Annotated in this window: 9 protein-coding genes; 2 read left to right on the top strand and 7 right to left on the bottom strand. The window is 48.6% G+C overall.

Features of this window, described 5'->3' with window-relative positions; genetic code table 11:
• Positions 1 to 23 precede the first annotated feature (23 nt).
• The 4 genes from TY10_RS00425 to TY10_RS00410 all read right to left on the bottom strand — a co-directional run bounded on the left by TY10_RS00425 (position 24) and on the right by TY10_RS00410 (position 6,023).
• On the bottom strand, positions 24 to 2,771 hold the full coding sequence (locus tag TY10_RS00425) for an alpha-mannosidase (protein WP_042159402.1): 2,748 nt from the start codon (positions 2,769 to 2,771) through the stop codon (positions 24 to 26).
• A 39-nt stretch (positions 2,772 to 2,810) separates the two neighbouring features.
• Entirely contained in the window at positions 2,811 to 3,629 is an 819-nt protein-coding gene (locus TY10_RS00420; protein ID WP_052350269.1) for a carbohydrate ABC transporter permease, read from the bottom strand.
• Positions 3,630 to 3,641: 12 nt separating this feature from the next.
• Positions 3,642 to 4,535, bottom strand: coding sequence for a carbohydrate ABC transporter permease (locus TY10_RS00415; protein WP_042159399.1), 894 nt, complete (start codon positions 4,533 to 4,535; stop codon positions 3,642 to 3,644).
• Between the two features lie 108 nt (positions 4,536 to 4,643).
• Positions 4,644 to 6,023, bottom strand: coding sequence for an ABC transporter substrate-binding protein (locus TY10_RS00410; RefSeq protein ID WP_042159397.1), 1,380 nt, complete (start codon positions 6,021 to 6,023; stop codon positions 4,644 to 4,646).
• Between the two features lie 278 nt (positions 6,024 to 6,301).
• On the opposite strand from TY10_RS00410, the gene TY10_RS00405 reads away from it, so the two are divergent.
• Positions 6,302 to 7,456, top strand: a complete 1,155-nt coding sequence (locus TY10_RS00405; RefSeq protein WP_042159394.1) for a GntR family transcriptional regulator — start codon at positions 6,302 to 6,304, stop codon at positions 7,454 to 7,456.
• Between the two features lie 171 nt (positions 7,457 to 7,627).
• Here TY10_RS00405 and TY10_RS00400 read toward each other — a convergent pair whose 3' ends face one another.
• Entirely contained in the window at positions 7,628 to 7,918 is a 291-nt protein-coding gene (locus tag TY10_RS00400) for a DUF3817 domain-containing protein (RefSeq protein WP_042159391.1), read from the bottom strand.
• On the bottom strand, positions 7,882 to 9,093 hold the full coding sequence (locus TY10_RS00395) for a sn-glycerol-1-phosphate dehydrogenase (protein WP_063510412.1): 1,212 nt from the start codon (positions 9,091 to 9,093) through the stop codon (positions 7,882 to 7,884). The genes TY10_RS00400 and TY10_RS00395 overlap by 37 nt, the downstream gene beginning before the upstream one ends.
• Positions 9,094 to 9,303: 210 nt before the next feature.
• Between TY10_RS00395 and TY10_RS00390 the strand changes: the two genes are divergently transcribed.
• Complete coding sequence (locus TY10_RS00390) at positions 9,304 to 11,160, top strand: adenine deaminase (RefSeq protein ID WP_155985639.1); 1,857 nt, start codon at positions 9,304 to 9,306, stop codon at positions 11,158 to 11,160.
• Between the two features lie 51 nt (positions 11,161 to 11,211).
• On the opposite strand, the gene TY10_RS00385 is transcribed toward TY10_RS00390, so the two are convergent.
• A complete protein-coding gene (locus TY10_RS00385) occupies positions 11,212 to 11,691 on the bottom strand; it encodes a hypothetical protein (RefSeq protein WP_042159387.1) in 480 nt (159 codons plus the stop codon).
• Positions 11,692 to 12,020: the final 329 nt, after the last annotated feature.

The raw sequence follows: 12,020 nt of genomic DNA, 5'->3' as shown, positions 1-12,020 counted from the left end.
TCGGAGGCCGCCGCAGCGGCCTATTATACGCGTTTCAATCCGATTGTAACGATCTCTGCAGGTCCAACCGCCAGGCTGCCTTCAGCTTGAACATCCGATGGACGCTCCAAAATATCGCTCTTATAGATGCCGTTCAACCCGGCTGACGATTCTACTGCTACCGATGTAGGCTCAGCGGAAACGTTGAACATCCGCAGCATAATATCACCAGAGTACTCGCTGACTTTAAGAGCCGTAACCGCCAAGCGCTCCCCGTTCCAATCGATCAGCTTGCCGCTTGCCGACAGTTGGCCTTCATGGACATCCGTTTGACGCGCTGTCCAAGGCACTTGGAATTGATAAGCGTCCACGTAAGCTTCGCCAGCAATAGCCGTTCCTTCATGAATGATCAGCTTAAGCTCAGCCGTCTGCTTGCCTTGGCATTGAGCTTCTGGTGTTGCGAATACGCCCCAGTCGCCAAGCTCGCGTACGCTTCTCAGCAGTGTAACAGCCAGCGTTCCGTCACCAGCCTCCAGCGCTTCATATTCATGCAGCCCTTTGTTGGCAACTGTAACACCATAACAACCGTCACTCATGCTTACAAAAGCTTGCTGATGCTGCGCATTGCTCGGATTGATCCATTCTGCTTCAGGCTTCAATGGACGCTCTGCCAGCTCATAGATGGAATCGACAGTTACGCCGAAAGCCTTGAGTCCGGTCGGGAACAGCATCCGAACACGGTGATCCAGTACGGTATTGTCAATCTCGCTGGCGATCCGAACGCTTCTGTCGCCTTTCTCAAGCGTAAGTACTGTTTGAATCGTAACTTCTCTCGTTTCTTGTACGCGCTGGGATTTACGCTCACGGAACGGTGTCATCGAATTGATCTCCAAGTCGAGCTTGTCATCGGCCGACACCGGCAGCTGCCAGCGATGCGTCAGCTTCACGCTGCCGCGCAGGCTGTTGTTTTCCACGATTTCCAGATCAGCTTGAAGCCCTTCTGTCGTCAGAGCTGTCTCACCAACAGGCTGCATGTACATATATTCGTTGCCGATATCGCCTGTATTTTCGTACAAGCCCAGCTTGCTGTAGCTTTGGCCGGACTGCTTGTCGAGTGCAGTGAAGCTGCCGTCCGAAGCGATAACGACCTTCAGGATTTCGTTTTCCAATACGCGGCCGCCGTCTGTTACGATTTCGGCGGAAGCTGCTTTCGATTGAACCGCATCAGCCGCTACGAGCGCATAAGTCTCATAACCTACCGGCGGCAAGTTGTTCGCTTCAATGGTCACTTCAACTTGGTAAGCCCAGTATGGCTGACGGAAACGGTCATCCGGAAGATCATAGCCGAATGCGAGACCTTTATTCACAATTACCGCTTCTACCGCGTTGCCGCTTGCGTCAACAACCGCCAGCTTCCCTGGATTGTATCCCGTCAGTCCTGCATATTGATCATGCGGCGCTCTTTTGCCATCGAAATAATGGCGGCATACATCCAAGACGAGCGTCACGACGCCGCTTCTGCGATGCCCCGTCGTGTTGAAGAGGACAAATGGCACGCTTTGGCCTTCCGTCCCATCGAAACGCGGAGCGCCTTGAAGCTTGCTGAAGCTCGAAGTATCGATCTGACCAGTCAGCCACTCTGCGCTGCGGTCCGCAACCGCTTCTGCCATCGTGACCGATTTCTCGAAACGGGTCATCATCTCGCGGTGAACCTCGTCTACACTGCAGCCGCAAATGCTGTCATGCGGATGGTTGCGCAGCAATGTTTTCCAAGCGTAAGTCAGTTCATGCTTCGGATACTCCATGCCTGCTGCATAAGCCATAACCGCAAGCGGCTCCGTTACTTTCTCCAGCTGAGTCTGCGTCTTATTGTTCGCCTGCTTGATGTATACCCGTGCCGAAGCTGTGTTGACCAGCGTATTCCAGCCGTCTGTAAATTGGCTTCTCAGCTCGCCGCGAATGACCGCAAGTCCTTCAGGCAGGCTTGCTTTCACCGCTTCGATATATTCCGGGAAGCTGGAGTGCTTGAACTCGACGTCAGGACGAACTTCACCCGATACGGCAAGCGCTTCAGTCAGATCAGCTTGCAGCGGCTGATGGTCACAGCCGTTCATGAACAGCAGCTCCGGTGTCGAAGCATAAGCTTCTACTCGCGGAAGACGTTCGTTCCAGTAAGCAAGTGCAGCTTCTGGATCGGCCGGAATTTCCATGCCGTTGTGATACCAGTTCGCGAATAAGATAGCGAGCACCTTGCTGCCGTCCGGTGATTCCCAGTACATCTCGGAATATTTGGACAAATACTGGTTATCTTCGCCGATCTCATTATTGAAACCGACAGCTTTCACGCCGCGCCCGTATACGGCTGTATCCATGCCCGCTTGGCGCAAAATTTGCGGCGCTTGCCCGATATTCCCGAATGAATCAGGGAAATAGCCGATTTCAGCGTATGGACCCAGCTTTTCAGAATCGATAATACCGATTTGCAAATTACGCACGTTCGCCTCGCTGCTGATCAAGAACTCATCTTGCAAAATATACCAAGGTCCAATGACCAGCTTGCCTTTCTCAATCAGCTCACGCACTTTTTCCGCACGATGCGGCATAATTTCCAAATAATCTTCCAGCGGTACCGTCTGTCCGTCTAGATGAAAGCTGCCGTAATTCGGATCTTTATCAATCGTCTCGATTAGAAGCTCCATAAGCTCTACAAGCTTGATCCGGTGTTTTTCAAAAGGCAAATACCACTCTCTATCCCAATGTGAGTGCGCGATAACGTGCGCTGTCTTTTTCATATCATGTACCGTCCTGTTTATAATAGATTTTGGATGAAGCTACATTTTCACCGATCCGGCAGTCATGCCTTGTACGTACATTTTTTGCAGGAATGGGAAGGCTACGAGTATTGGAAGAATTGTAATGATAGCGCCAGCCATCAGCTCGTTCCACTTCTTGAAGGAAGAGGAATCAAGATACATCAGCCCCATTGGGAGCGTAAACAAATCTTTGCTGTCAATGATGATCATCGGCCACAGGATGTTGTTCCAGCTGCCGATAAAATTCATAATCGCAATCGTACCGATCGCCGGAATCGCCAGCGGCAAATAAATGCGGAAGTAGATGCGGAAAGAATTGCAGCCGTCCAGCACCGCACTCTCGTACAGCTCATGTGAGATCGTACGGAAGTAGCTGGTGAACAAGAAGATGGCGAAAGGCGCCGCGCCATTGATCATCGGCAGAATCATCCCGACATAGCTGTTAGCCAGCCCAAGATTCGTCATATTGATATAGAGCGGAATAAGGATCGTTACGCCCGGCACGAGCAGCAGCGCAATAAACATATAGTAGATAAACTTTTTCCCTCTAAATCTATACTTCGCGAAGGCGTAGCCCATCATGCTGTAGATGAAAATAACGCCAGCAATAACGATAATACTTACAATGCCGCTATTCATAAAGAACCGGCCGAAATTCAGTTTGTTCCATACTTCGGCGAACGTGCCCCACTGAAATGCTCCAGAAGGAAACGGCGATTGTGGGTTGGCCAAAGCATCCTGCGACGTTTTGAGCGACGTTCCGAACATCCACAAGAATGGATAGAGGCAAGCGAAGCCGTATATGATGAGCAGAACGTGCTTGATTGATTTAATCATCCTCTTATCCTCCTATATGTCAGCCTTAAAGCCGCGAATACTGAAAATAGCAATGAGTCCCGTTACGAGAAACGACGTCCAGCCGATTGCGCTGGCGAGACCGTAATCGTTATCGATAAATGCCGTCCGATAAACGAGCGTTCCGATAACCTCGGTGCTGCCTGCCGGACCGCCCCCGGTCATAATAAATACATTCTCGAACGTCTGAAATGCGCCATTCACCATTTGAATGACCGCGATGAGCGTCATCGGCTTGAGCAGCGGCCATGTAATTTTCCGTATCATCGTCGCCTTGCTTGCGCCGTCAACGCTTGCGGCTTCGTATAGTGTCGGGTCTACAGCGGTAAGACCTGCATAATAAAGCAGGAGTGTGCCGGGAAGCCCTCCCCAGATGGAAGTGATAATGATCCCGATGAGCGATGTGGACGAGTTGCCCAGCATCCCTTCGGGCACGACTAGAAAATCTAGGCCCAGCGTGGCGAATAAGGAGTTAAGAACGCCTGTAGGCTCGAATAAGCCTTTCCATACATAGAAAACCGCGATGCCTGAAGCAATCATCGGCAGGAAATACAGCGTGCGGTAAAAGCCGGCCATCTTCGTGTTCTGCAAAACGAATGCGAGTACGAGGGCTACCGGAATGACAATAATGACTTGAAAGAAGGCCAGCTCGAAATTGTGCAGTAATGCGTAGTAGAAGTTACGTGATACGACCGGGCTGTCGCCCAACAGAAAATCCTTGAAATTAGACAAGCCTTCGAATCTTGCGTTCGAGAAGTCAATCCCCGACCAGTTGTAAAAACTGAGTATGACGGAGAAGCCTACCGAATAAACGCCTATCGCCAAAAATAGCAGAATGCCGGGAAGCAGAAACAGATATGGCACCCATTTTTTCTTTGCTGTTACCATAAGCGATCATCCTTTGTCCGTTTTTATTGCCTGACAGTGAAGTAAAGGGGTGCGCCAGCCCAAGCACCTGTTGTAAAGGTACGAGGGCTGGCACAGAATGAACCTTAATTAGTTGCCGCTTGCCGCTAGAGATTTCATGCGCTCGTCGAATTTCTTAGTTGCTTGTTCTACCGTCATCTTCTTCTCAATTACAGATTGCATGGATTGGAAGTACTCTTCCCATTCTTTGTGATTGCTTCTGTTGTCGATGTATGGTTGAACTTTGCTGTAAGGTCCTGGCTCAGTAGTAAACGATTCTTGCATTGCTTTCAACGCCGGGGATAGATCCTTGGAACGGTCGCCGATTTTCAGGGCGGATACTGTGAATGCACCGTTGGAAAATGCAATTGCTGCATCAGGGTCAGACGTAATGAACTTGATGAAATCCAAAGCTTCGTCTTTGTTCTTCGAATCTTTACTTACAGAAACCATTGTCAGCGTGAATGGATCCGTCGACCATTTATCAAGTTTGGAACCAGCAATTGGAGGGACGGAGAATGTGACGATATCGTCTGCATTCATGCCCATTGCCAGCAATGTCGACATTGTGAACGTACCGCCAAGATTAAATGCCGCTTTGCTGGAAGCGAAAGCTTGGTCTGCACCGTCGATGACCGTGGATAGAATACCTGGCATCATCAAGCCTTTCTCTGCAATCGAACCAAGAGCTTGAGCGACTTTAATGTTGTTAGGATCGCTCATTTGCGCTTTGCGCTCCAGCAGGTTAATGTAGCCTTCCGGTCCGTTCAACATAATTTGAAGAGCGGAGCCAGCCCAGTTCTCCCACAGATCAGGCAGTTTCGCGCCAAATACGAGGCCCGGCACTTTCGTTTCTTTTTGAACCGTTTCCATCATCGTTACGAACTCTTCAAACGTTTTTGGAGCTTCTGCTTTCAAGCCGGCCTGTTCGATGAGTTTCTTGTTGCCATAGAAGGTGAAGAAACCGCCGATATCTAGCGGAAGGCCGTAGAACTCGCCAACTTTCAAACCTTTTTGAACATTTGTTGCATTTTTGTTCGTCGCCCAGTTGTCTACTTGTTTCTGAGTGACGCGAATCGGGTCCATTGCTGGTCCAAAGTAGCTGTTTAACACATCGTCGCCTACATTAGGCGTCAGTTCCAGAAGCGAAGTTTCCAGGGAGTCACCGTTTGTCGCCCAGTAGTGGATGACGTCCGGCAGGTTTTTGGAGTTGGCTGCCGCTCGAACCTTCTGTCTATAAGTATCATCAGGAGTGAAAGTTTCGATTTCAACTTTGATGCCGGTTTTCTCTTCATACAATTTCGCTGCCGCCTCAAATCCGGGACCATAAGCTACTTTCCAAGTCCACATCTTCAGCGTCTTTTTAACACCGCCGTCACTGCCTCCGTTACCTGAACCGGATGAGCAAGCGCTTACAGCCAGGGCCGCGACTACTAACAAAATACCCATCGCATACATTCTTTTGTTCATCTCAAAATTCTCCCCTTTCAAATTGAGTGAAGTGTTATCAACCAGCAGCTTCATCTAGGTTGTATATTAAATATAAACAACATACATATCGATGTAAATGTCTTTTTTATATACAATTAAAAAATTTGTAATCGCTTTCATTGGCTTAATATAAGGAATTTAATGTTTCCCTTAATAACAGTGACTCCCTTTCTGTTTATTCGACAGCAAATACAACTTGTCACACTTGTATTGTTGTTATAATATTAGAACAACTAATAGGAATGAGGGAAATCAGGATGGCCAATAAACAAGTTCCGATGTACCGGGAAATCGAACAATATATTATGACGCAGATCAGATGCAACAAATGGCCGCCGCTCAGCCGCATTCCTTCCGAGAACGAGCTATCTGAGCAGTTTCAGGTCAGCCGAATTACGGTGAAGAACGCATTGTCCAATCTTGTCGACAATGGCATCGTATTTCGACAGCAAGGCAAAGGCACATTTGTGTCTGCCGACCATCATATTGCGCTAGACAATCTCTATAGTAAAATGGGCGGAGAAATCCGAAAGCGGACAATTGGCTTTCTGATGCCGAGACTGGATAACCATTTTACCGCAAACGTACTAAGCGGCATTGAGGATGAATTGTCCAAAGCTGATTATAGAATGCTCTTTTCCAAAACGAATGATTCGCAGCAGGATGAAATCGTGAAAATTAAGGACATGATGGAAGCCCAAGTGGACGGTCTCATTATTTACCCGGTTGAGGGTGAAAACTACAACAGCGAGATTCTGTCGCTAACGCTCTCCAAGTTCCCGCTCGTGCTCGTCGACCGTACCTTGAAGGGACTGGATGCATCCTCGGTCAGCTCGGATAACTTTGAAGCCTCGGTCATGGCGGTCAACCATCTGCATGAGCATGGTCATACTTCCATCGGTATCATTTCATCCCGTGCCGACGGAACTTCAAGTATCGAGGATCGGATCGCCGGTTATGAGCAAGGGCTTGAAAACCACGGCATCCTGATCGATAGAAGCCTGCAGCTGTCCAATCTGACCTTCGATATGACCGAAGAGGAAATAAGCGGCCACGTTCATAAATTTCTGAATGATCATCCGCAGTTGTCTGCTATCATCGTCTCCTACTTCGGCCCGCATGTCATCCGTGCAGCCATTGAAGCCGGAAGACGGGTACCAGAGGATTTGTCCGTTATCCTGTTCGATGACATTCCTTATGCGGGCTTCTCGCTCGTCCCTCCTACCGTAGTCGCTCAGCAGGAACGGGAGATCGGACGCGAAGCCGCCCGGCATATTATCCAGCAGATCGAGCAAGGCCAGCACATCTGGCGCCGGATCAAGCTGCCGGCAACGCTCATTCCAAGAGGTTCAACCGGCCCGGTCAACAACCGCTCGGAGGTTGATTACGACCAGAGTCTGCAAACGAACTAGCTATCATTCATAATCGAGTAAAAGCAAAGAGAGGGCTATGCCGTGTGCAGAGCCCTCTCTTTGCTTTCGCAGTCGAGTCCGATTTATTTTATCAAGTAATTCGCGCAAAAAAAGAGGCTTCTCCTCCCGGTATTCCGGAGTTTAGAAGCCTCTTTCTTCATAATCATTCGTTTATTGCTCCTTGCGAAGCTTTGCTTCCAGCCAAAACGTCGCGAAGGGAATGAATGCAATAATAAAGCATAACAGAACCCATAGAAACGACCAGCGCTTTTTAATCCATGACAAGAGCAAGAACAACAGATATAACGTAAATAAAACACCGTGCGCCATGCCTACAATCGCCACATAAGCGGGCTCGTCCGCCCAATATTTGAGCGGCATTGCAATGAGCAGCAGCACAAGATACGATATTCCTTCCAATAATGCTATTCCTCTAAACCAGCCAATCGTTGATTTCCACATCTATTTAAGCCCCCCTTGTCGCTTTCATTCCATGCTTTAAGCAGTGTACTCCGGTTCGGGCGAATGAGATGCGCTTCCAGCAGGCTTCGGCGGAATAATTCATCCTCCACACCCAGCTCCCCGATTGTGGCCGGTCCGCCTACGATAGTCAGAAGCCGCCGAATTTCCTTCTCATCCGGAATTTGATTCAATTCCATCAAAATCTCGCTATGCATCGGTGTTATTGGCTTCAGCATGCCTTCATGGGCCAGTTGGCGGTACAGCTTGGCTATTTCCGCACATGCGACGCCTACCTTAGCACCGTGCAGCAGTTGCCTTCTGCCCGTCCGTAAAAATTCTATCTCCCAATGATGAGACAAGTGATGCTCTGCACCCGATGCCGGATGGGACTGACCAAAGAGCAGCATCGCAAATCCGGATTCCAGAAGCGCATTCATTAAGAGCCTTATCCCCTCCGATGTTCGGGCAGCAATCTGATCCACCTGCTCCACGCACTGCTGGAGAGCGCCTCTCGTCATCCCGGCAATTCGTTCTGAATAAGGCTCATTGGCGTAAATACTCCCGAATTTCCAGTCAAATAAAGAGGTGTATTTCCCCAGCATATCGCCGAATCCGGCCGCTACCATTGCAGTAGGAGCCTTTGTTAGAATTTCTAAATCCGCAAAAATTGCATCCGGGCCAATTGCGGCAATCGTCTTTTTCTCCCCTCGTAAAATAAGGGGTGCTCCCTTGGAGTTAAAGCCGTCCACAGACGGCGCGGTAGGTACGGATATAAAAGGAATACCTGCTGTAAAAGCCGCGAATCGGGCAATGTCATGCAGTGTACCCGAACCAAGAGCAATTACCGCTTCTGCGGACTTTATTTTCAGCTCAATCGTCAATTGAACTACCGAAGCTTCATCTGCAATCACATCGCCTTGATCATTCGGCTTGATCCATACATATCCGGCATTTATACCTGCAGCTGCGATCCATTGCTGAATCTTAGATCCATAGCCTGCCTCCCAGGTTATTGAATCAGCCGCAATGACCACGCTTTCATAGCCTGACGATTTCAAATAAGGAATGATTTGTTCAATGGCACCGTGCTCCAGCACAACCGGTCCCCTGCTGATGGCCGTAACGTCTGCCCCTTCCATGCTTTTAGCTGCTTCATCCCAAGTATCCCATCCCATTTGCTGCTAACCGCCTCCTTCTTGAGCGCTCTCCTTTTCATTCTGAGAGGCAACATGCCGAGTGTCAACTTGTATACGTATGAAAGCGGGCAATTGTCTCATAATGTCCATCTTTTCTTCACGAACCTGTTTCAAATATTGAAAACCTGATTCCAATTACAGGCCATTATGGAATCGTGAAACTGGTTAATTTCAACCATTAGGTATATGATGAACTTACATTTCAAGTTGAAAGGCGGAAATAAATTGACTGCTAACACATTCTCCAGGCCGCATCTGGCCGATTGCATACCTGATCTCGTGGCTTTTGCACGAGGGGAAAAGAAAGCTACGCTTTTCATTAGAGGCGGCACACTCGTCAACGTCGTTTCCGGTGAGATTTTGCCTGACACATCCGTTGCGGTAGTTGGCACGCGCATTGCATATGTTGGCCCTTACGTTGAAGGCATGATCGGTGAGGAGACGCAAGTCATTGAAGCAAACGGCAGATACATAGCGCCAGGATTGCTGGACGGCCATTGCCATATTGAGAGCAGCTTGCTATCCGTTACTCAATTCGCCAATGCGGTGCTGCCGCTCGGAACGACAGGCGGATTCTTCGACCCGCATGAAATTTCTAACGTACTCGGCCTGCCTGGCTTGCGGATTATGCTGGATGAAGCACGGCAGACACCGATGGCTGCCTACATGCAAGTTGCTTCCTGCGTACCTGCCACCACTTCCGAATTCGAAACGTCGGGAGCTGAATTTGGACCGGAGGAAGTTGCCGAAGCATTAAACTGGGGACCCGATATGATCGCCCTCGGCGAAGTGATGAATTTCCCTGGCGTCGTATTCGGCGATCCGAAAATGATCGGCGAAATTCAAGCGGCTCTGCGCGCTGGCAAGCTGGTCGACGGCCACTACACTTGGCCATCCCAAGACCCGCGGCTATCCGCTTATGCTGCCGCAGGGGTAACGGGCTGTCACGAAAGCATTACGAAAGAAGATGCTGCTGCCAGGGTCAGACTCGGCATATATGCCAAGCTTCGCCGCGGCTCGGCCTGGCATGACGTGGAGGCGACTATTAAAGCACATACTGAGATGGGGCTGGATTCCCGTCGAATGGTGCTCGTATCGGATGACCGCATTTGCGATTCCTTGAAAGAAGAAGGCCATATGAACTTTATCGTCCGCCACGCCATTCAACAAGGCGTCAAGCCGGTAACAGCCTTCCAAATGGCAACGTTGAATACGGCTGAACGATTTGGCGTAGCCCGCGATGTTGGTTCGGTCACACCGGGCTCGATTGCAGACATTATTTTGCTGGACGGAAATCTTGCAGAAGTGAATGTTGTGATGACGATTGCGCGTGGACAAGTTGTTGCCGAGAATGGTCAAATGACGATCGAGCTTGCTCCGTTCGAATATCCGGCATATGCCGTCAATTCAGTGAAGCTCGAGAAAAAGCTAAATGCATCAGACTTTGTCATTAAAGCTCCTGTTGCATCCGGCACTGCCAAAGTTCGCGTTGCCGAAGTGATCGAGAACAATGTGGAGACGAAAGAAGTTGTCGTCGACGTTCAAGTGAAGGACGACATGCTAGACATTACGCCGGAAAGCGGCTTGTCCAAAATGGCGTTGTTCGAACGCCATGGCAAAACGGGAGGCTCAGCCCTCGGCGTAGTCGGAGGTGTCGGTTTCAATCGCCCTGCAGCTATTTCCATGACCGTTGCGCATGACAGCCATAACGTGCTTGTCATTGGCAATGACGACGAGCTTATGTCCAAGGCCGCCAATGCCGTCATTGGCATGCAAGGCGGAATTGCTGTTGCAACGGAGGACGGAATTGTAGAGCTGCCGCTTCGCCTGGCTGGTCTCATGTCGACAGAGCCTTACGAGACAGTCGTACAGCAAATGAAAGATATCAGCGACGCGCTTGTCCAAGCAGGCTGCACGATGAATTACGCGTTCATGACGCTGTCCCTCCTTGCACTGGTTGTTATTCCGACCTTGCATATTTCGGACACCGGATTGATCCGGGTATCGGAGTCCGGCTTCGAGCGGGTGTCGCTCTTTGTGGAGTAAGTAATGAGAAAGCCTAATCACGGTTGTCCGTGATTAGGCTTTTTTTATAGTTTATTTTAACAATTCAAGTGCTTCTTCAAGATGCTCATTATCATTGTTCTTTAAGTTCGATTCAATAATAGTACGGCATCTTTCCTTTTCATTATCTGATAGACGATCAACTGCATTCTCCAGCAACAACAATGATTGCATACTCGCTTCAAGGCTATCGACACCAATAAAAGCAGTTATTGTTTCTATATGAGATATGTAATCAAGATTCTCTAACGCATATAGTAATGTCCCTCTGCTTCCCTTAGTTTTCGGATGATTTAAAACCTCTATTAACGGTTCAACTGCTGCATGATTACCGATATCAGAAAGAATTAAAGCGATATCATTCCTTAATATTTTATTCTCAGTTAATCTCAAGTGCTTTATTAATATCTTTAAAAACGAAGTATCTTTCGTTTCACTAACAACTTGAATGATCTGCATGGCTTCTTCAAATTTGCCTTCAGTAATTAAACGATCCAATCGTTGAGCATCCATGTTACCATTCCCTCTATCTTGAATTAAGCAAAAACCATTTTATTGGATACAAAAAAACCATTCCTTGCATAAATGGTAGGTTACACGTCCATTTTATCAAGAAGTGGTTTCTATGTGTTTTTTATTTTCGAAACGAAAATCAACTACGGAATCATCCTTCTTTATACGCTTATACCGTTAGTTTGCTCAAACTCGTACGTAATGCCATATACAGCGGATGCGGCGGGACCGGACCAAGCTTCTCTTTGTCTATACGATGATAATCGTATAACATACCTTCATACACAACCTCGAACTGGGCATGCTCTTTAAAATCATTTGGTGTAACC

Source organism: Paenibacillus gorillae (assembly GCF_000513275.1).
GTDB lineage: Bacteria > Bacillota > Bacilli > Paenibacillales > Paenibacillaceae > Pristimantibacillus > Pristimantibacillus gorillae.
The sequence above is the reverse complement of the archived record's forward strand: the minus strand, read 5'-3'. Positions and strand labels throughout refer to the sequence as shown.

Bases quoted from the DNA above. Each gene is read 5' to 3' on its own strand.
- TY10_RS00400 (WP_042159391.1), bottom strand. From the start codon at position 7,918: ATGTGGAAATCAACGATTGGCTGGTTTAGAGGAATAGCATTATTGGAA.
- TY10_RS00390 (WP_155985639.1), top strand. From the start codon at position 9,304: ATGAACTTACATTTCAAGTTGAAAGGCGGAAATAAATTGACTGCTAAC.
- TY10_RS00410 (WP_042159397.1), bottom strand. From the start codon at position 6,023: ATGAACAAAAGAATGTATGCGATGGGTATTTTGTTAGTAGTCGCGGCC.
- TY10_RS00415 (WP_042159399.1), bottom strand. From the start codon at position 4,535: ATGGTAACAGCAAAGAAAAAATGGGTGCCATATCTGTTTCTGCTTCCC.
- TY10_RS00385 (WP_042159387.1), bottom strand. From the start codon at position 11,691: ATGGATGCTCAACGATTGGATCGTTTAATTACTGAAGGCAAATTTGAA.
- TY10_RS00420 (WP_052350269.1), bottom strand. From the start codon at position 3,629: ATGATTAAATCAATCAAGCACGTTCTGCTCATCATATACGGCTTCGCT.
- TY10_RS00425 (WP_042159402.1), bottom strand. From the start codon at position 2,771: ATGAAAAAGACAGCGCACGTTATCGCGCACTCACATTGGGATAGAGAG.
- TY10_RS00395 (WP_063510412.1), bottom strand. From the start codon at position 9,093: ATGGGATGGGATACTTGGGATGAAGCAGCTAAAAGCATGGAAGGGGCA.
- TY10_RS00405 (WP_042159394.1), top strand. From the start codon at position 6,302: ATGGCCAATAAACAAGTTCCGATGTACCGGGAAATCGAACAATATATT.